15 protein-coding genes and 1 pseudogene are annotated in these 20,578 nt (G+C 63.4%); 7 read left to right on the top strand and 9 right to left on the bottom strand.

The window, feature by feature from the left end:
- Positions 1-474: 474 nt before the first annotated feature.
- Positions 475-627, bottom strand: a complete 153-nt coding sequence (locus A9977_RS34235; RefSeq protein ID WP_259651909.1) for a hypothetical protein — start codon at positions 625-627, stop codon at positions 475-477.
- A gap of 731 nt (positions 628-1,358) precedes the next feature.
- Here A9977_RS34235 and A9977_RS10870 point away from each other — a divergent pair.
- Entirely contained in the window at positions 1,359-1,673 is a 315-nt protein-coding gene (locus A9977_RS10870; RefSeq protein WP_183024850.1) for a phage protein NinX family protein, read from the top strand.
- A gap of 1,034 nt (positions 1,674-2,707) precedes the next feature.
- The gene (locus tag A9977_RS10865) at positions 2,708-3,982 is read left to right on the top strand and encodes a phosphatidylserine/phosphatidylglycerophosphate/cardiolipin synthase family protein (protein ID WP_183024849.1); all 1,275 of its coding nucleotides are present in this window, start codon (positions 2,708-2,710) and stop codon (positions 3,980-3,982) included.
- 799 nt (positions 3,983-4,781) lie between these two features.
- Here A9977_RS10865 and A9977_RS10860 read toward each other — a convergent pair.
- The 7 genes from A9977_RS10860 to A9977_RS10830 all read right to left on the bottom strand — a co-directional run bounded on the left by A9977_RS10860 (position 4,782) and on the right by A9977_RS10830 (position 10,914).
- On the bottom strand, positions 4,782-5,579 hold the full coding sequence (locus A9977_RS10860) for a TonB-dependent receptor domain-containing protein (protein ID WP_183024848.1): 798 nt from the start codon (positions 5,577-5,579) through the stop codon (positions 4,782-4,784).
- A 592-nt stretch (positions 5,580-6,171) separates the two neighbouring features.
- Positions 6,172-6,393, bottom strand: coding sequence for a hypothetical protein (locus tag A9977_RS10855; RefSeq protein WP_183024847.1), 222 nt, complete (start codon positions 6,391-6,393; stop codon positions 6,172-6,174).
- A 37-nt stretch (positions 6,394-6,430) separates the two neighbouring features.
- A complete protein-coding gene (locus A9977_RS10850) occupies positions 6,431-6,901 on the bottom strand; it encodes a hypothetical protein (RefSeq protein WP_183024846.1) in 471 nt (156 codons plus the stop codon).
- Positions 6,902-7,381: 480 nt separating this feature from the next.
- Positions 7,382-8,368: a chemotaxis protein CheB gene (locus A9977_RS10845; protein WP_310936117.1), complete on the bottom strand. Its 987-nt coding sequence runs from the start codon at positions 8,366-8,368 to the stop codon at positions 7,382-7,384.
- A gap of 424 nt (positions 8,369-8,792) precedes the next feature.
- The gene (locus A9977_RS10840; RefSeq protein ID WP_183024844.1) at positions 8,793-9,638 is read right to left on the bottom strand and encodes a DUF2243 domain-containing protein; all 846 of its coding nucleotides are present in this window, start codon (positions 9,636-9,638) and stop codon (positions 8,793-8,795) included.
- Between the two features lie 150 nt (positions 9,639-9,788).
- The gene (locus tag A9977_RS10835) at positions 9,789-10,370 is read right to left on the bottom strand and encodes a chemotaxis protein CheB (RefSeq protein WP_183024843.1); all 582 of its coding nucleotides are present in this window, start codon (positions 10,368-10,370) and stop codon (positions 9,789-9,791) included.
- Positions 10,371-10,686: 316 nt separating this feature from the next.
- On the bottom strand, positions 10,687-10,914 hold the full coding sequence (locus tag A9977_RS10830) for a hypothetical protein (protein ID WP_183024842.1): 228 nt from the start codon (positions 10,912-10,914) through the stop codon (positions 10,687-10,689).
- Between the two features lie 745 nt (positions 10,915-11,659).
- Here A9977_RS10830 and A9977_RS10825 point away from each other — a divergent pair.
- The 5 genes from A9977_RS10825 to A9977_RS10805 all read left to right on the top strand — a co-directional run bounded on the left by A9977_RS10825 (position 11,660) and on the right by A9977_RS10805 (position 19,492).
- The gene (locus A9977_RS10825) at positions 11,660-12,499 is read left to right on the top strand and encodes a glucose 1-dehydrogenase (RefSeq protein ID WP_183024841.1); all 840 of its coding nucleotides are present in this window, start codon (positions 11,660-11,662) and stop codon (positions 12,497-12,499) included.
- A 624-nt stretch (positions 12,500-13,123) separates the two neighbouring features.
- Positions 13,124-13,612: a hypothetical protein gene (locus A9977_RS10820; protein WP_183024840.1), complete on the top strand. Its 489-nt coding sequence runs from the start codon at positions 13,124-13,126 to the stop codon at positions 13,610-13,612.
- Between the two features lie 63 nt (positions 13,613-13,675).
- Positions 13,676-15,157, top strand: coding sequence for a hypothetical protein (locus A9977_RS10815; RefSeq protein ID WP_183024839.1), 1,482 nt, complete (start codon positions 13,676-13,678; stop codon positions 15,155-15,157).
- Between the two features lie 236 nt (positions 15,158-15,393).
- Positions 15,394-17,736 (top strand): glycosyltransferase, encoded by a 2,343-nt coding sequence (locus A9977_RS10810; RefSeq protein ID WP_259651908.1) that lies wholly within the window; start codon positions 15,394-15,396, stop codon positions 17,734-17,736.
- Positions 17,729-19,492: an ABC transporter ATP-binding protein gene (locus tag A9977_RS10805; RefSeq protein ID WP_259651907.1), complete on the top strand. Its 1,764-nt coding sequence runs from the start codon at positions 17,729-17,731 to the stop codon at positions 19,490-19,492. Before A9977_RS10810 ends, A9977_RS10805 begins: the two co-directional genes overlap by 8 nt.
- Positions 19,493-20,049: 557 nt before the next feature.
- On the opposite strand, the pseudogene A9977_RS10800 reads toward A9977_RS10805, so the two are convergent.
- A pseudogene (locus tag A9977_RS10800) lies at positions 20,050-20,555 on the bottom strand (ferritin-like domain-containing protein).
- Between the last annotated feature and the right edge of the window lie 23 nt (positions 20,556-20,578).

Raw genomic sequence — 20,578 nt, 5'->3', positions numbered from 1 at the left:
CGGTCAAGGGCACAGCGCCCTGCTATGCCCCCGAATTTGCCCCCAAACTGCGCGAGATGTCAAAGCACGTCATGAAGCGGCTTGACGCAAAAAAGCCCCGTCTGGGGGGGCTTCAAGGGGCTTTTTGAAGCGACGTGAGTCGCTATGGATGCCATTCCTGGAGGAGAGGGAGGCTGTCGAATATCGTCCGGCAAGGCGCCTAAAACTCCCTATTCTCACGTTTGGATTGCAATCTTTGCCCCCAACGATGCCCCCAGAGAGGGAAGCCTGCCGCTCTTGCTAAGGTCGATTGGTCTTCTCCTTCGATCGCCCACGAGAATCTTCGATTTGGCGACGACGCGACGGTTCGTATGTTCCGGACATCTCGCCCAGACTGATCACGCAGAATCGCGCCAACCGCCGGCCCACAGTCGATAAGGTGTTCACTTATCGATGCAATATCACCACCGTGCGCTTTCACTTGGCCGTTGCAAGCTATCCCGAGGAAGGCCACGGCGGCAGGTGGTGGCTGAGACGGCGAAAGCCCAGCGTGATGTAGAGCATCGCGACGCTCCACAGCACCGCGAAGGGCAGGCCGAGCGTGAGCACCAGCAGCCAGTGCACGCCCAGCGTCAGGAGCGTGGGCACAAACACGGCAAGACCCCCGGCCACCTACCCGTGGTGCGACTTGCCCGCATTAAAGTTGCGGCTGCTCCAGCGCGTCCAGGCCGGTACCGCGGCACACACCGGGTTGTGCACGGTGAGCGGCCGCACCTGTTCGATCAACAGGGCGCAAAGAAGCTCATCGGCCGATGATTGCGAGTCGCTTTCGCCCCCCCGGCGACGCCGATGCCGACACCCCGTGCCGGTCCCGGCCCGAAAGGGAGACATTCCGGTCGAAGAGAACTCCCGACCACCTGCTGGCCTTGTCGGCGCGCGGACTGGAACTGGCCCGACCGGCGGTCAGGTCTGGCCTCCATAGCCAACCTGCGAACGCGGTCGGTGGCCCATATCGAAAGCAGCAGTGGCTCGTGGGCATGCCGTTTGCTGCGCGGCTAGACGACGTTTTTAAAACCTAACTGGAGCCCGGGGAGCTCAAAACCCGAGGCGCGCGGATAGTGACGTATCTGCTCGTCCGGGAAAACGATTTCGCCGGAGCTCCGCGCATCTGCAGTTTTCTCGAACACGGCCAAGCTGACGCTGACATCACCGTTTTGCTCTGGCTAGAAGGAACGTTGCCGTCCTCGATCCCCCGAGCGTGCATTCCCAGCGCTTTCAGTGCAGGCGGAAGGATCTCAGCACGAGGAAACGCCATGCGATTTTGCGCTGGTCGTCTCCAACCGTTTGATTCCCGTCGTCATTGGTGAAAGGAAAATGCATTGCTTGAAAACCACGAAATCAAGCAACTCAGCGGTTCAAGTTTGGATGCTCTGGTTGCACAAGCGGAGGGATGGGTCCAGGACGCCGCGGGGGACAGGCTGTGGCATGCGGCCGTGGGCGACTCTGTCAGAACGCTGGAAGCCTTGCCGTTTTGCCGAGACTGGGCGCTGGCCGGCCCTGTTATCGAACGTAACTACATCACACTGATCTTTAGCGACGACATGTGGTTTGCCGAGGTAGGAGGCCCCGGCCTGACGTTTGCGAATGAGGCGCATTGCGACATCCACCCCCTTGTGGCTGCGATGCGCGCATAGGTCGCGTATAACTTTGGGGTTCAACCGAGTGCCCTTTGTCCCTGCCCGAACAATCTGCTACAGAATCGGGCTGGGCGCGGCAGAATCTAGTGTTTCTATGTCGGGCGGAAGGTGCGGCTATGGATCGCACGAAGACCACGTGCACTTATCCGATACGCTGCCGGGCGTGTTCCACGCGGCTGGAACCCGCTTCAGGGCTGAACGCGCCATGGTACTGGTCGATCACGCGCCAGCGCTGCTGCGGGCGTTCCCGACGGCGAACGAGTGCGGTGCCGACCAACTTGCCAAAGACGGAGCGCCGCAAATCGGCGGCGAGCGACTGCCTGCGCAAAGGCGAACGAAATTCGCACTTCCTTCGGTAATGCGGGCGACCTCGAGAGCGCGTACTTCGAGGTCCGCTTACATGATCGTAGCGGCGGCGCACCGGGAGTGGCCGCCGTGGGAATTAAAAGGCATAACGGCAAGAGCATTGAAAAGGCCAATGCCAACTTCCCATTTGACAACGAACCGCCGGCCGGCGATAGGCAGAGGAGCGGAGAGCGGAGAGCGGATGGTCCGCGCGCGCGCGAATCGACACAGTTGGAGCGAAGCGGACGCCGAGCTGCTGACGCATCTAATTTTCTCACGGTGCTCAAGGTTGTCGAATGCCCGGGCGGACCCAGACGCAGGCAGCCCCTTCGACTGCTGCGAAGAACGGTACGACAAAGGCGCAGCCGCGGAGTGCGACCTCGGATCGTCAGAGGCGTGAACGGATCGAGCCGAACTGCGTTACCCTTGATCGGCCTGTAGTCGTCCATCCAGGCTCCGCCGACGCCTACCGGCTTCGGACAGATCGTTGATCCGGCTTTCACCCCCGCGACGCCTATGCCGGTGGGCGATCGGGGCGACCGCGAGTTAGCTGCGATCGCTGGCTGCAAACGATCTCGGAACACTCGAAAGAGTATTGATGGAGAGAGAACCAGATGCTTCTCGCCCTGACAATAAACTGCTCTCCTATCCCCGGGGCTAGGGCCTGGTGGTGCAGTGGCAATTGAATGAATCCGTGGCTGCTCTGGCCCCTGGGCATCGCGGCCGGCATCGCCGGTCTGCTGCTGCTGGCGCTCTGGTCTGTGCGGCGTCACCGAGCGCCCAGCTTGGGCATACGCTGCGAGGGTGACATGGGCTCGCTCATGGCCTCGCTGGCCGGACTCAGCCTGGGAACGGTCGTGCAGGGAAACTCAGCCGAGCTCGTGTATGACCATGCCTTCTTTGACGCGATCGAGCAGGACATTCGCGGTGCGCGGCATTCCGTGCACCTCGAGAACTTTCTGTGGAAGCAGGGCCAAGTGGAAGCGCGTGTTGGACAGGCGCTGCTCGAAGCAGCGCGCCGCGGCGTGCGCGTACGGGTGCTGCTGGACGGGATGGGAGGCCGACGCATGAGTCGACCTATGCGACGCGAACTGCGGCGAGCCGGCTGCCGCATCGCGTTTTTCCACCGCTGGTCGCTGCGCAATCTGGGTGTGCTGACCGACCGGGACCACCGCAAGCTCGTCATCATCGACGGACTCACAGCGCTCGTGGGCGGGCACTGTTACACCGACGCGTGGCTAGGCGACCGAGCGCCAGCTTTGCACCCGCCGGCCTATGACGTAAGCGTGCGCGTGCGTGGGCCCATTGTGCATGCGCTGCAAGGCGCGTTCAGCGAGAACTGGGCCGGCGAGACTGGCGAATTGTTCGCCGGCGACGAGGTGTTCCCACCGCTAGCTCCTGCCGGCAACATTGCCATGCATGCGGCCTACGCCAAACCCGAGCGCTCGGCGCCAGCCGTGAAAATACTGCACCACGCAGCGATTTGCATGGGGCACCGACGCATCCAAATACAGAACCCATACTTTATTCCCAAGCCAGAAGCCATCGAAGCGCTCGGCGCCGCCGTGCAGCGCGGCGTACAGGTGCGCGTGCTGATGCCATCCATTCGTGTCACTGACAATGCCGTCGTGAACTTGGCTGCGCGCAGAAATTTCGGCAAGTTGCTGCGTTGTGGAGTGCAGCTGTTCGAGTGCGATAAGGGCCTGATTCATCAGAAGGTCATGACGATTGACGGCGTGTGGAGCGCGGTCGGCTCCAGTAATTTCGACGACCGCTCGTTCGACACCAATGACGAGTTGACGCTGGGCATCTTTGACGCCGACGTGGCACGCAAACTCGACGACCTGTTCGAAGAGCTGCTACGCTGCTCGCGGCCGGTGTCGCTCCAGGAATGGGAGCACCGGCCGCTGCATCGGCGCCTTCAGGAGCACGTCTGCTACTCGCTGCGTCAGGTTCTATGAGACCGCGAACAGTGCCGACACGCAAGGAGGCTCCAGCGTGTAGCGGATGGCCTTTTCGCCATCGGTGCCGCCATCGCCCTTCCCGCGGCGCTCCAGTTGGAGCCGAAAGCGTGAGCTCTTTGCACGCGGGATTTGCGAGCGCTGGCGCTGCGCAGCACCGCCGTTGCTGAATTTTTGAACTTGACCCTGACACCGCAGATGCGCGCGAAGCGAGGCGTTCCTATGGGCCCACTGCGCTGCTGCCGGCCAGGCGAAAGGCTCCAAGGTTTCCGCCGCATGGACGTCGGAACGCCGAACAAGTCGACCTGCCGTGCCGCGGACGACGAAAGGTCACCCTGTCCCTGCGCAACAGCGTTCCGTGCCGCTTCCGGCAAGGCGCACATCTTGCCCGACACCCCTTCAAAGGCTCATTAAAACTCGAGTCTGGCCGAGACTTCAACGGTGCGCCGAGGCGCCAGCAACACCTGGCTACACGTGCGACCCATGTGGCGTAAAGCTCATCGGTTCATTGCGCACACGAAAGTCAACAGCGCCGGCTTCAATCGATAGCTCACAGCCGCATCCACGGTGGTGAATGCACTGATGCGAATCAGGTGCGCGTTGTCGGTATACATCGACTGGTGCGGTTAAGGGCCATAACCCATTCCATCTTCGAGACTTCGGCACGGTAGGTAGCGAACAGGTTGGCGACGCGCTCGGGCACGTGCGGCGGGCGGTACCGACGCGCGACAGGCCGCCCAGCCTCCACGAACGTGTCGAATCGCGCTTGCAGCGCGGCCACGTTGCCTGCCAGCGTCCACTACCGCGTGGGCCGCCATGCAGCCGAAAGCTCCACGCCGCGCGAGGACTCTTTTCCGTTGTTCACGGTCACTGCCGCATTGTTCGCATCGCGTGACAATACGTTGTCGAGTTCGATGTTGTAGACCGCAGCGGTCCACTCAAGCCGCGCCTCGGGCACGCTCTGCTTGAAGCCGATCTCCGTCTGCGTTCCCCGCGACAGTGGGAATGCGGCGTTGCCCGAAGAAAGCAGGAAAAGCGAGTTCACCGGCAACGTGGCGTTGGAGTAATGCGCGTAGACGCTCGACTTCGCCGAGAGGTCGTAAACCGCTCGCAGGCGTCCGGAGTTCGCACGGTAACTTGCAGTGAAGCCGGTTAACCAGGCTGCATTGAGGTCCTCGGCGCGACGCTGAACCTCAACCGATCGTGCCGAAGGCCGACCACGAGAGTGAAGTCGGAGGAGGGCATCAAGGCGTCCTCCAGAAACGCCGACGACCTGGACATCGGAGTTCGTGTCGGTTCGATTGCCCGCTCCCGAGGTGAATGCAGGGTTGAAATCGTAGAAGCCGACCTCGGGTTGCAATGCCGCTACCCGCAACGCTGCGGCGGTGCCGGCGCTAACGTTCGAAAAGCGGCGCCTGTTGTCGAAGGTCGTCTCGCTGTACTCACCGCCCACTACGAAACGGTTCTCCGTGCCGGCGATGGTACCGTGGTGCGTGGCGTCGAAATGCTCCTGCCAAAAGCGCTGCTCGGGGCTGATCAATGTCTGGTCGCGCATGATGCTTGAAGGCGCCGTGACCACGGCGGATTCGGAATTCATGAACACGCGGGCGGACTTGCTAGCGGCAAGCTCGTTTCGCCACCCCCCAGCCGGCACCCAACTCTCCGGTGAGCCGCGCCTTGAGCCAGCAGGTCGCGGAAGAACTGTCATCATCGGCGACGTTGTAGTTATTGCGGGCCAGCCGCTTTAGAAGTGGCTGTACGGAAATGCGACGCGGATTGCGAATCCACGATCAGCCGCCCGTCTGCATTTCCGCGCGGATTGAGCGCAGAACATCCGCAGAGTAGGAGCGGGTCAATGGGATTCAAACGGAGTCCGCCCCGGCCTGGCGAGACGCCGCATCGCGCCAAGCGGCTTGCCCAAGGCGATGCGGGCGAACGAATTCAATGACGGATGTCCGGTTGGGCACCGCCGCCGCCCGTGCAATCTCTGGCTCTTTCGTACCTCGCCGTATACAGGGGGCAACCAGAAGGTCCCGAAAGGCCCACACGCCGCGGGTGAACGCGCTATTCGAGTCCTCTGACTCTCGGAAGAAGAAATCAGAATAGCTTTACAAGCGCCCTCCGCCCCTCTGCTCCTTCAGCTTCGGTGTTCCTGAGTGAGCGCCCGCAGTGGTTTCGTTGCCCCTCGCTCATAAGATATTTCGGCGTTGGTCAGGAGCTTCCTCGAGCGTTCGGCGCAGGTCAAGCAGCGCACTCTCCGTTCTATCGAGCATGTATGTCACTTCGTCTGGGGTCAACTCAGGGTACCCAGGCGTTGCCTGCAGAAAGTGGTCGAGCTTCTCGCAGACTGCCACCCACGCCAGCGCAGCAGCGCGCTGTTCGAACGACAGCTTGGGGTTGTTCGACGGCATTCAGGTCCTCAGCGTGGATTACGGATTCTGCGTGGCATCAGCCCCGCTTAGACGTCCGCACTGGATCAGCGTTTGGATCGGCATCGAGCGTGATCGGGTCTTCCCTATAGCGCAGCTGGTCTCCCACACGGCTGGGGTATTTCAGCGCGTCCATTGAACCAGCGCGGCCCGTGAACGGATGCATTTCGGTGCCGGCGTACGTTTCGCGGCTCAGGGACTCCCGCTGCGCCGCGGTCGATGCGCCAGCGGAAACGCATTGCCCCCCGTGACTTTGCAGTGCCTCGCGCCCCTTGATGGTGAGCGCATTTAAATGGTTCGGCGAGCCATCTTTGCGTGGACTAAGAACCTCCCGCACATAGCCCTCTGCGCGCAGGACCGCCAGATCTGTAAAAGCAGCTCGCCCGAGGCTTTGACTGATAGCGACTCCGTGCACAAGATCCGTGCGGGCAACCGCGCGAAGAACGCTGAGTTGCTCAGGGGAAAGCAGGGCAGAAGGTCGTGCGGTCATATCGCGTTTCCCTGCATTGACGGGTGTTGCACAGGCCGCCACCGTGCAGGCAATGGCCGAGACGGCATTCGGGGGATCGTTTTAGTCATGGGCGGACGTACGGCTCTGCCTGAGCGCGGCGTGGCCGCAACGACAAAAGCTTCCATCAAGCAATCAGCAAAAAACCCATCAAAAGGGTGCACGTGATGACGACGATAACGATTGCCAATTCCCCAAGGGCCGAGCCGGGCAAGCCCTCCTCGACCACGCGTCGCGTTGTCCTCATGATTTTCCTTTCCTCTCACATCCAATTGATCGTCAAGCATCGTCTTGAACGTTGCTTCTACATTCGTGACGCACCCGCCTTTTTCACGCACCCTTCGCGAATTGAAGGACGGGAAAGCTCGTGTCTTGCGACTGAAAACGATCCCGCAAGCATGCCGCTCAGAGACCCTTCCAGCTTTGTCGTATCGATGTGTCATTGCAGCGCCGGTGCCGCCGTCACACTTCAATTTCACGGGGCGCGGACAGTGGAGACTCCACGATCTCACGCAGCCGGCGGCACTGGATCTCGAGCCCCTTGCGCACACCGTCGAGGCGATCCGCCTCACGCTCGTTGCCCTCGCGTCGATGAGCGACACCTAGCATTGCCAGCAGCACCGTTTGTTCCTGCAACGCGCGCACGGCCGTCCAGAGCGCCTCATCCATGGTTTCGGTCAGCGCCTGCTGTAGCGTGCTCAACGTATAGGCGTGGCCCGTGTGACATCGGTACCGCGTAGGCGCCGTCTGATCGATTTGCCAAAGGCCGCCCTTGCAATCCGGGCAGACAAACGGACTGGGCTGGGCAATGGCGCTGAGATGTTCCACGAAGTCTCCCTCGCCCGACATCAACTTCATTTCGTGCACCAAGTGTTGCGGCGGTGGGCCTGGGTTACGGTCGGGTACGGCTGCCTGCACAAAGGTTACCAACAGCTCCCCCAGTGCGGCCACCGGCAGGCGATGATCGACCGCCACATAGCGCAGCGCGCTTTCGGGCATGCCGGGCGCCATCGCGTCAGCAGGTTCTTGCACGACGGCGGTGCCGCCGCACGCCTTGATCGCCTGCAGCCCGGCCGTACCGTCTTCCATCGTGCCGCTGAGGACCACGCCAATCACACACGGCCCATGTGCGAGCGCGGCAGAGAGGAAGAGCGGATCGATGGCGGGCCGTGTATGGTGTTCCTTCGGGCCTCGGTGCAAACGCACGATTTCGCCGTCGATCAGCATATGCATATCGGGAGGCGCGATGTAGATGCGGCCCGGCGACAGCGATTCCCCATCGATCGCATGGGCCGCTGGCAGGGGCCCGCGCGCCGAGAGGAGTTCCGGCAGCAGGCTGGGGTGACTGCCCGTATGCAGTACAACCAACACGGGCGCAGGAAAGTCGCCGGGAAGATCTCCTACGAGCGTCGACAAGGCAGCGACCCCGCCAACAGACGCCCCGGCCACGACCAAGTGGCGGGAAGGAGGCTCGGTACGGCTGCGAAGATGCACTGTTCTCGAAAAATGTTGTGAGCTCAACGAATATCGCTTTCGGAAGTGAGGGCGCCCACGCCACTAGGCAAACGGCATGCCCGCCGCAAAGTTGAACCTTTGCTTCCCGAAGGCGCACAGAGTTTGCGCCGCGGCGACCGGCGCGCCGGAGCATGCGTGCCATGGCCGCGCCCGCACTTTCGTCATTCTTTCTCCAAGAACGCGCGGGCGTGGCGGTCTGCGTGAGTTATGCCATGGTGGCGCTCGAACGCAACGGTTCACGCCCGTGTTTCAGTGCCCCCCTGCAAGACGATCACTGCCCAGCAGTTCCGCGGCTGGCACCGCTCAGGTCGCTCCTGCGCACGCTCGCGCGCGCTCGGTCGATTCGGGAGCCGGCCGCTCATTCACCCTCCTCGGACGGAAACACGCCGGGTCGATTGACGCTAGCTGTCGCCACCCGCGACCATGAGAAGCAGCCTAGCGCAACAGCCGAGTGACTTACCAGCACGGCACCGTCGGCGAAGAGCTTCCAGGCCGTACCGGGGTCTGGCATGGAAACCGCCCAGACGCTCCCGGAACGATCGACCCAAAGCACCCGACCATCGACTCCTGCGAGCGCGTGGAGCGCGGCTGCGCCGCTCACACCGGGCGCGAACATCACCAGCACCTGATCAGGTGTCGCGGAGTCTCGCACGGGAAGGGCGGCCAACGGGCCCGCGAGCAAGGTGGCCAGACCCAGCATTGTTGCAGCGGCGCGCCCGTGCCGACCCCCGTCGCCCTCCGGGTTGCGTAGCATCCACAGCCCGAGCGCCACGAGCAGCACGCCGAAAACGAAGAACCAGAGCAGGTCCCAGAGTAGCGGGCTCGCAGCGTCCGCCCTGATTCGATGGATGCCGGTGACCCAGTGCGAGAACACACCGTCCACCATGTGCCAGCTGCCGAATCCCACCAAGGCGAGGCCACAGAGCGCCCGGTCGGCCCCCGCCATTACGAAGACCGCGCGGCGCCGCCATAGCTTGGTGAGCGCCACACAGGCGATGACGTACATCAGAGCATGAAAGAGGCCATCCGCCAGCACCTGCGCGCGAACGTCCTGCACCGCGCCGATGCCCGAAAGGAGGTGATGCCATTGCAAGATCTGATGTAACAAGATGCCATCAAAAAACCCACCGAGCGAGAAGCCGAGCAGGAGCGCAGGCCACTTCAAAGCTGCGCCAGTTGACGAAGGAAAACTCAGGACCTTCATGGGATCTCCACATTCCAAAATGGCCGCCGGCAGCCGGCGTGCATAGCTCCCTGGCGCGTGCTCCTCTCGCCACGCGCCGGGTCCTTGGCGCCGCGCTCGGGGGCTTGGGCACGGCGACGTCGGACAGCACCCCTCGGCAGCAGCGAGGGTTCAACGGCGCTGGACGTCCAAACCTTTTACTGTTTGGACCAGCAGCGGGCCCAGCTGCTGAATCAGGGCGCTGTGATCCGGCTGATCGCCAAGCAACGCGCTCGCGGGCATTTCAGGATTTTCCGAATCCGAAGGGCTCTGGACAATGCTGATCCCGCCGGCGGCCTTGATGGCACGCAACCCCGCCGTCCCGTGGTTCCCCGCCCCGCTGAGAAGGACACCGACGAGCCTTTGCCGAAAAGCAGCTGCAGCAGACACGAACAGCGAGTCCAGAAGCTGAGCAGTGGCGTTGCCGATGTCGATCAATGTCAGCGTCCCCTCCCCGCTGAAGACAGCGGCGCGGCCGGTAGGGACGACCAGTACCTGCCCCCTGGACATCGTAGCGCCGTCCTCCGCCAGCGCGACCGTCAGGCCGTGCGGCTGCAGGAACCGCGCCGGGTCGAAACTCTCGCCGCCAGCCGCCGGCGTCAGGTGCAAAAGCACCCCAGCGGGAAAATCTGACGGCAAAGACTTCAGCAAGCGCCGCGCAACGCTCGGGGAGCCTTGGCCTCCGCCAATGACCACGGTTGGAACGGTCGGCATTTTGCCCCTCGCTAAGCCGATGGTCGCTGTTGCTGCACGGACTGCGGCGCCGGCAACTCGCAGTGTGTTGCAAGCGGTGCACGGCATGGCACAGGCGAGACCGCGGCCGACAGCGTTTCCCAGCCTCGAGCCGTGACCACACGCACCGTCGCGGGTCGCTGAAACGGAAGGCCGCCGACTGTCAGCGACTGGGGAACATCGGCTTCCACCAGGCCAGTCGCACGCAGCGCACGCAGAAGCACAATCTCCCCGGGTTGTTCCACTGCGCAGGGCAGCGCCCTAGAGGCTAGCCGGCGCAAGAGTGCAATGGCAGTGGTCATGGGCGCTGGGCGCCGGAGTGCCTCACAATGTCCAGCACCCTGCGTCCCAATGGCGTCATGCCGTGCAGTTCAGCGAACTGGTCAGCGCTGTTCTCTTCCGGAAAAAAGCGCACATCCAGGTAGCCGGCCCCCCGCAGGCGACGCAAGAGCCGCAGCTCGCTGGGTTGAGTGACAAACGTGGGCATTGCCCTTAGGGCGAGAGCAGCAAATAGTTTGTCGGGCATTTTTGAGCCTCCTGGGGTTGTAGAGGCAAAATCTTGGGCAATCCGCGTGCCAGCGCGCGGGGCGCGGCGCCGGCCGGCGAGCGGCTCAGCGGCGATCAGCGTGCCAACCACGCGCGGCCGACAACTGCTGCCGTAGGGCACGCGCCGCCGTGCGCGCACGCCTCGCATCCGCGACAGCCTGTCGGAGTTCGTCTGCAACCAAGGATATTCGGCCCGTCAGGGCAATGACTTCCTGCAGACCAGCTTCCGGCATCACGAGCTCTGAGTTCCGCGGTTCCATCCTCAAAGTACGCAGCGTTGCACGGTTTGGATGCTCTGATCTGCAAAATTTTCAAAGGCTGCACCATAGGCGAATGTTGCCGCGGATCCGAGCCACCGGCCCGCACGGGGCGGCTCGTTGCCAGACGTTGCGCCGCTGCTGCCTACGTCCATCGGGAAGCCGATCCGGATTCCCGGTGATCGGTTGAGCGCCCACGAGCAAACACGATCGCTCGACCATGCTCAGATCCTCCGAGCGGCGGCGCGCAGGGCTTGAAGTGTGTATCGCCGCTTCCGCCGTCGCACCAACGCGGAAGACCTGACCTTGCGTCGCATGTTTGCGCGCGACGACGATCGGCCGTGATGGCGCGAACAGGCACGCCCGTTGCCGCAAGTTTCGTGCAGCGTGGCGAGTCGCATGTTCGCCAACGCGGACCTGCCGGGCACAACCGGCCCCTTTTACAAGTCATTCACAGAAAGGAATCGCATGACGCTCCCCACCCAGCATCAGGAGCCACCGGGGCACGAGGCGCTGCTGCAGCCCGCCGCCGACCATGGAGAGCACAGTTATACGGGCTCGGGGCGTCTGGCCGGCAAGGTCGTACTCCTTACGGGCGGCGACAGCGGCATTGGGCGAGCGGTGGCGATCGCCTTCGCGCGCGAGGGGGCCGATCTACTGGTTTCATACCTTGACGAGCACGAGGATGCGCGGGAGACCGCGAAATGGGTGGAAGAGGCGGGCCGGCGCATCGTGCTCGTGCCGGGCGACATCGCCAATCCGGCGCATTGCCGCGAGCTGGTGAACCGAACCATAGAGACATATGGGCGGATCGACGTGCTCGTGAACAACGCAGCGTTTCAGATGACGTACGAATCGCTCGAGGAGATCCCCGATGAAGATTGGGATCGTACCTTCCAGACGAACATCACTGCCATGTTCCATCTGTGCAAAGCGGCCGTCCCTCATATGCGAACGGGCGCTTCGATCATCAATACCTCTTCGGTCAACTCAGACATGCCGAGTCCGTCCCTGCTTCCCTACGCTACGACGAAGGGCGCGATCGCGAACTTCACAGCCGGTCTCGCGCAAATGCTGGCGGATCGCGGCATTCGCGCCAACTCGGTGGCGCCGGGACCGATCTGGACGCCATTGATTCCCTCGACCATGCCGCCCGAAACGGTTGAGAACTTCGGCAAGAACGTTCCGCTCAAGCGCCCCGGCCAGCCCGCCGAAGTCGCTCCAGCATACGTCCTGCTCGCTTCCGACGAGGCAAGCTATATCTCCGGTGCACGTTTGGCCGTGACCGGCGGCAAGCCCATCCTGTGATCTGCAGGGTGCGCGGCTGACACGGGTATCAGAGCCGCCCGCCGACCTTGCGTGGGCTTCTGCTCGATGGGGGCAACCCATACTCACCATGCCCGGAACATCCTGCCCCGCATCGGTGCCGCAGAGTTCCGGGCCGCTGCGCCTGCCTGACTCTAAGGCGCGGACGTCTTGCTGCGGCACGACGAATGATTGCACAAGTCATCGGGGGTGAGCGCCGGGCCCCGGGCGCCGGGTGTTGGCGCAGCGCGGCAAGCGAGGTTCCCTCTCCGTCAGGCAAGCTGCTCACGCGCGATGTGCCTCGCGAAGCGCCACCCGTGCATGCTGGTGGCCGTTGGCCACCTCGCGCCACGGGAGTCCGCGAGCCGTCCTGCGTTGCAGCGCTCTCGTTGGCGCCCGCCTCTCAGCAGTTCTCATCCCAGATTGCTGTCGCCCGACTGCCCGGCGCGAAGAACGTCCTGCTTTCTATCCTTGATCGTGCCATCAGTTGATTCTTAATGGCGGAGCCAACGGGAAGCCACCCTGATAGGCAGGCGACGGGGGTGGCATCCGGCTTGCTCATCCAAGGCTCAACGATCCCGCTCACCCGTCACACCTTGCCACGGCCCGCCCGCGCCGCGCCGCACCATGATCCATACCGTTCCGTCCAAAAGTGCGATCCTTAGTCACTCAGGCTCGCCGCAGTCGCTCGCCCAGGCGCCACCGGAGTCGGCGGCCTCGCTGGACGCGCTGTTTGTCGAGCTGCTGAACGGCTATAGGCGCAGCGGCGGCCTTGCGCGCGGCAGCGAAGTCGCGGTGCGCGCGGCCCAACGCAGGTGCGACGGTACCTCGTGGCTGGAAAACTGCCTGGAGCGACGCATGGTAATCGCGCTGGATTGGCACTCGGGGCTGTGGTTGCCGCTCTTTCAATTCGATCGACGGGACATGTCCCTGCGCGAGGAAGTGCGTGGGCCTTGCGCCGAGCTCAGCGGAATCATGGATGGTTGGGAGCTCGCCCTTTGGTTTATTCGGCCGCAATGCTTGCTGCACCATTGTTCGCCACTTGAACTACTCGACTCGCAACCGGCAGTTGTTCTCGATGCGGCGCGGCGCGAGCACTTCCTCCAATGCGCTTAGCGTCGACGCAGCTTGCCGAGCCCTCCATCATCTTCTCCACTTCGAACAGGGGTGCAGGCCGGCATGCATGAACTTGGACCCGACGCGCTAGCGCCGGCTGCCGGCGCTGTCTGCCTGCACTGGATCGAGCGGCGTGCCGGCGTTCCTTACTTTGTGAACTCGCGCGGCGCTGCCTGGACTCCGATCGGCCATAACGACGCCATCTCCTGGCCGGAGCTCGCGGGGCTTTTCATGCGACGCGACATCGGTGCCGTGCGCCAACATCTGCTGTGGTTGCGCGCGCATGGAGTGACCTGCATCCGCGTGATGCTGGAGTACGCGCAGCTAAGGCATCGCTACCTCGAGCGTCCCGTTGGCCGGTTTGTCCCCTCGATGGTGAAGCTATGGGACGATCTCTTCGCGCTGTGTGAGGAAACGGGCATGTACCTGCTGATCACACCCTTCGACACCTTCTTCACCTGGCGCCACTGGCATCGCCACCCATACAACGCGGCACATGGAGGGCCGTGCGCCGACCGGCGCCAGTGGCTTACCTGCACGCGCATGCGCGAGGCGATACGGCACCGCCTAGATTTCGCCACGCGTCGGTGGGGTGGAAGTCCAGCGCTCTTCGCCTGGGACCTTTGGAACGAACTGCATCCGGCGCACGCCGAGGACAACGTCACCGCCTGCGCGCCGTTTGTGACCGACCTGTCGCAATTCCTGCGCGAACTCGAGTTGCGCGTGCACGGCCGAGCGCACCTGCAGACGGTGTCGGTGTTCGGGCCCGAACTGCTGAAGAGCCCTTCGCTGTGCGATCCCGTGTTTCGCCATCCGACGCTCGACTTCGCCACCACGCACCTATACGAATTCGGCAGCATCGACGACCCGCGCGACACCGTCGCGCCAGCGCTGGCGGTGGGGCGTTTGATGCGCGCGGCACTGCAGGAATGCAATGACCTGCGGCCGGTGCTCGACACTGAGCACGGCCCCATCCACGCGTTCATTGATCGACACCAGACGCTGCCCGCGGCCTTTGACGACGAGTACTTCCGCCACATCCAGTGGGCCCATTTCGCCAGCGGCGGCGCGGGCGGTGGCATGCGCTGGCCGAACCGCCATCCGCATGTGCTCACCCCGGGCATGCGGCGAGCGCAGAAGAGCTTGAGTGACTTCCTGCCGTTGATTGATTGGGGCAGATTTCGCCGTCGCAACCTCAACGACGAAGTGCGCGCGCCGCCACAGCTCGCAGCTTTCGCGTGCGGCGACGCGCGGCAGGCGCTCATCTGGCTCCTGCGCACCGACAGTCTAGGCGCAGATGGCCGCGTTGAAGCATCGATGGACGCGACGCTGCACTGCATCGACGTGCCAGGCCTGAGCCCCGGTTCATACCGCATATCGTTGTTTGATACGCGGCTCGGCAAGCTGCTGCGCAGCGACAGGGCTGTGCACGCGGGCGGCCTACTGCTCGTGCATTGCGGCCGTATTTCGCATGACGTCGCGCTCGCTGTCGTCCCGGACGCCGGAACGCAACCTTTTCAAGGGCCCAACCCCGCGCCAGCCTGATCGCAGCATCGTTTGGTGCGGCGAGCACGGCATGTCGCTTGCCACATAGCTGTCAGCGACATCGGCCTTCGATGAAGCGCCGACCTGCCGCCAACGTGACAACCGACTTCCCTCCATTCCATCCACGTTCCCCCTCCGTTGAGCACGTGCATGCGGGAGCGTCAAGGGCTCCAGCGCTGTTCCGCTCCTTCTGGATGGGTGGATACGAAGGGGCCGATCACATCAACAGTCACGGCATGGCGCTCGACCTTCGTCGCAGCAATGGCCACGCAGCACGTCTCGAAGAAGACTACGCAGCCTTGGCCAACTTCGGCATTCGTACTATTAGGGAGAGCATCGGGTGGCGCGCGTCGACCGACGCGCACGGTAGACTTGACCTGAGCGCCATGCTGCACACCGCCCGCTGCGCCCGGCGCAAGGGCCTGCAGGTCATCTGGACGTTGCACCACTATGGCCTGCCGCCCGGCGTCGACTTCTTCGCGGAAGATTTTGCCGATCGTTTTGCCGGCTTCTGTGAAGCGGTAGCCACCGCGCTGCGCGCCGAGGGCGAAGCCACGCCGGTCTACCAGCCGATCAACGAGATCTCGTTTTTGAGTTGGGCCGCCGGCACCACGAACCTTGTCCATCCCTATCAGCCCGGCTCCGTCGAGCACGCCTGGGAGCTCAAGTGCCGCCTGGTCCGAGCAGCTATTGCGGGTTGCGATGCCTTGTGGAGCATCACTCCGAACGCGCGAATCGTGCACACCGATCCGCTTATCCACGTGGTGGGCGTAAGTGGAGACGAGCGTGCCGTGCGAGAGGCCGCAGCGCTCACCGAGCAGCAGTACCAGGCCTGGGACCTGCTCTCGGGCCGCCTGGAGCCCGGCCTTGGCGGCGCCCCACGTTACCTCGACGTGATGGGCATCAACTATTACCACAGCAACCAGTGGGCGTGGCCCTCCGAGGAGCGACTCTTTTGGCATCTTGGCGACCCTCGACGCCAGCCGCTCGAGGTGCTGTTGAAAGACCTGTGGCAGCGCTACCAGCGCCCACTCTTCGTGGCCGAGACCGGTCACGTTGGCATGGGCCGAGGTCCCTGGTTGGAACACGTCGCCCAGGCCGTTTTGCGCTGCCAGGCGTGGGACGTGCCGCTGCAGGGCGTCTGTCTGTATCCGCTTATTGATCGCACCGACTGGGAGGCGCCCAGTCGCTGGCATCGCAGCGGCTTGTGGGATGTAACCGGTAACGCTTCGGCGCATCCCGATCGGCCGGCACGCTTTGCCCGTGCGCTGCACGGGCCGCTGGCATTGCGCCTGCGGCAATGGCAGGCGCATCTCCCCTCACCAGATATCGAAGCTGCCCGGACGCTCGTTTCGCACCCCGCCTTCCCCTTTTTCATCCACTCGACAGGACCCGCCATGACCACCATGATCGTCTTCTCCCATCTGCGTTGGGACTTCGTCTACCAGCGGCCTCAGCAACTGCTTTCGCGGCTGGCCAAGCGATTCTCCGTGGTGTTCGTCGAAGAGCCGGTTCCCAATGCCGAGCGTGCGGCACTGGAGCGACTGCAACCCTGCGTGGGTGTCGAAGTGCTGCGCCCGCACCTCACCGGTAGCGCGACTGGCTTTCATGACGAGCACATTCCAGAGCTGCAGGCCATGCTGGCCGACTATCTGAGGGCGCGGGCGCTCAACGATTACTGGCTCTGGTTCTACACGCCTATGGCGATGCCACTGGCCGCGGGGCTGCAACCGGGCGGAGTGGTGTACGACTGCATGGACGAACTGGCCGCCTTCCGCCATGCACCGCGACAGTTGCTGCAGCGAGAGAACGCGCTTTTCAAGATGGCCGACCTGGTCTTCACCGGCGGGCAAAGCCTCTACGAATCAAAGCGCGGCCGCCATGCGCGGGTGCATTGTTTCCCAAGCAGCGTCGACGCAGCACATTTCTCCAAGGCGACGGACGGCGGCGCCCACGTCGCGCAGGCGCATATCGGCCGTCCGCGGATTGGCTACTGCGGCGTGATTGACGAACGCGTGGATCTCGACCTTGTCGATGCACTCTCGAAAGCGCACGCCGACTGGGAGATCGTGATGGTCGGCCCGGTCGTGAAGATCGACCCGGCGCTGCTGCCGCAGCGTGTCAATATTCACTGGCTAGGCCAGCAGGATTACGCCGATTTGCCTGCGCTGATCAGCGGCTGGGATGTGTGCATGATGCCTTTCGCGCTGAACGATGCGACGCGCTACATCAGTCCGACCAAGACGCTCGAGTACATGGCCGCTGACAAGCCGGTGGTGAGTACTCCCATACGCGACGTGGTCACGCCCTACGCCGGCGTCGTCGCCATCGCAGACTCTCCCTCGTCCTTCGTCGCCGCGTGCGAGAAGGCGCTGGGGCGCACGCCCGAGGAGCGGACCCAAGACGCTGCGGCACGCGCAATCATTGTCGCGGGCACATCTTGGGACTGCACCGCGGCCCACATGGCGGATCTGATCGAAGCCGAGGCCACCTGCAGGCCGCAGGCGGAGCGCGAGACGGCGGACCAAGCGCCCGCATCGACAGTTTCGGCGTCGCTGCCGAACTCTGCCGTTGCCTGAAAGCCATTCACCGCTGCCTTCGCGTGCGGGCGCCTTTCTGTGGCGCTACGTGCGCCTACGGCCCTGGCTGTTCGGCATCCTGACACTGCTGATCGTCACGGCTGCGGCCTGTTCGGTGGGTGTGCAGTACGGGATGAAGCTGATCGTCGACGCTATGGCCGGTGACGATCGTGAGAGCCGAATAATCTGGCGCTGGCTGGCCTTCTTCATCTCGCTCATTGCCGCCGAGAGCCTCTGCTGGCGGCTCAGCGGCTGGCTTGGCTGCCGCGCTGTCGTGGCCAGCGGGGTGGATGTCCGGCTCGACATGTTTCGCTATCTTTCCGGCCACTCGCTCGACTTTTTTGCCGAACACATGGCGGGCTCGCTCGGCAATCGCGTCACGGCAACGGCCGGCGCCGCCGGCTCCATCTACGGCACGATGATCTGGAAAATCCTCCCACCTTGCGTCGACTTCGTCGGCGCCGTGGTGGTGTTGTGCACCATTGACTGGCGCATGGCCCTTGCACTGGCGGGGTTTGTGGCCGTGGTCGCTGCGATCCTGGCGGTTTTCGCGCGGCGCGCGCGGCCTTTGCAGCAGCGCTTCGCACAGGAGGCTGCACAGGTAGGCGGCGAGCTGGTCGACGTAGTGGCCAACATCTGGACGGTGCATGCTTTCTCCGCCCGGCAGCGCGAACACGACCGGCTTCGCGCAGCCTTCGGAACGGAAGCATCGGCGCAGCAGCGCAGTTGGCTCTACCTGGAAAAGGCGCGGGCACTGCATGACTTGTGCCTCTGGTTAATGGCCGGCAGCATGCTGATCTGGGCGGTGGAAGGCTGGCGCGCAGGGGTACGCATGGCAGGCGACGTGGTCGTGATTAGCGCACTCACCTTTCGTATCTTGCATGGCTCCCGCGAACTGGCGCTGTCGCTTGTGGATGTGTCGCAGCAGTTCGCGGTGATCACCGACATGCTGCGCGTGGTGGCGGTACCACATCAAGTGGCCGACACGCCGCACGCCGTTGGGTTGCGCCCAGGGCCCGGGCGCGTCTGCCTCGAAGGCGTGAGCTTCGCCTATGCCGGCAACCCGCCGATTTTCTCCGGCCTCAACCTGGTGATTCCGGCAGGTCAACGCGTTGGGGTGGTCGGCCCTTCGGGCGCGGGCAAGTCGACCCTGATCCGGCTCATCGCGCGCATCGCGGATCCGACCGACGGTTGCGTGCTGGTCGACGGGCAGGTTGTGGCACAAGTGCAGCAGGACAGTCTGCGCCGAGCCATCGCCGTGGTGCCGCAGGATATCAACCTGCTGCACCGGAGCATCATGGAAAACTTGCGCTACGGACGACCGAGCGCCACTGACGCGCAGGTGATGGCAGTTGCAGCAGAGGCTCACTGCGAGGCGTTTATCCGCCAGTTGCCCGATGGCTACAACACCGTGGTCGGCGAGCGAGGCACGCGCCTTTCGGGTGGACAACGCCAGCGCGTAGGCATCGCACGCGCGATGCTAAAAGATGCGCGCATCCTGCTGCTTGACGAAGCCACCTCCGCGCTTGACAGCGAGTCGGAAGGCGAGATTCAGCGTGCACTCATCCGCCTCATGCAAAGTCGCACCGTGGTGGCCGTCGCGCATCGCCTGTCGACGGTTTCGAGTTTCGATCGCATCCTTGTCATGGTCGAGGGTCGAATCGTCGAGGACGGATCGCCGGACGCGCTGCGTACACAAGCAGGGGTTTACGCCAAGCTTTGGGCACTTCAGGCCGAGGGCTTCGAAACAGGTTAAACAGCACTGACATCGAGCTCGGCGCCTGTCTACTGACGACCGACTCCGAGCGATTAATCTGGCGCCATGTTTCCAAGGAGTTAAGCCATGAACCAGTCCGTGCCCCGAAAACCTTTGACACCGTCGGAGCGAGTGATGAAGCAGACCTCGAAGACGCCCGCCGAATCCGGTGCTCGAGTCGAGGCACCTTTGCGGCCGAACGATGGCTCAACAATCGAGCACGGTGTGAGAGACTCACGAGGCACCCCGCCGATCCGCCCAGAGGACGGCGACGACAAGCTTCGGTCGGATCGCCAACATTCGGGCAAGAATTAAGGGATGCTCAACGGGCCGTCAGCGTTGGCCCGCAAGCAACCTGCGGCGGTGTGGTAGACCGCTTGATAAGGCGACCTTCGGGAAATCGTCGGGATATCCGTATTGACGCAACGCGCTGCTCTTTCCGAACGGAGATCATGTCGGCGTGCTTGGACGACCTGTCACTGCTCGCTCAATTCTCTACGCCGTTCCGCGGCCTTCGGGCCTTTGGGCTTCGGGCCTTCGGCTATCGGACGTAGCTTTCAAGCCTCCTGTGCCGGCACCTTGGCGGCGTCATTGGCGCCGCCCTCAGCCAATCGCGTCAACTTTTGGTCGGCCCCGATTTCGTCTTGCAGCGTCTCGCCGAGCGTCTTCTTTGCGTCTGCGTGGCCAAGCTGCTTGGCGAGCTCGGCCAGCGTGCCGTAGCTGGCGATCTCGTAGTGTTCGACCTTCTGTGCTGCCGCGATCAATGCGACGTCGAGCACAGGTCCCTTCTCCATCTCGTCGATGACTTCCTGCCCCTCTTCGATCAGGCCCTCATCGCGGCGCACTTCATCCGCTTTAACGTGACGCCACACATTTCCACCACCCGGTCGATGCGGGCGAGCTGGCCCTTTGTCTCCTCCAGATGGCTATTGAAGATCTCCGAAAGTGCAGGATCGCTGGCGGCCCGTGCCATTTTTGGCAGCGCCTTGACGAGCTGCTTCTCTGCGCTGTAAACGTCGGACAGCAGATGAACGAAGACGTCCTTCAAGGATTGACGGGCCATGAAAATGCTTCGGAAAGGGTTGA

Source organism: Variovorax sp. UMC13, from assembly GCF_014170375.1.
In the GTDB taxonomy this organism is placed as follows: domain Bacteria; phylum Pseudomonadota; class Gammaproteobacteria; order Burkholderiales; family Burkholderiaceae_C; genus Variovorax.
The sequence above is the reverse complement of the archived record's forward strand: the minus strand, read 5'-3'. Positions and strand labels throughout refer to the sequence as shown.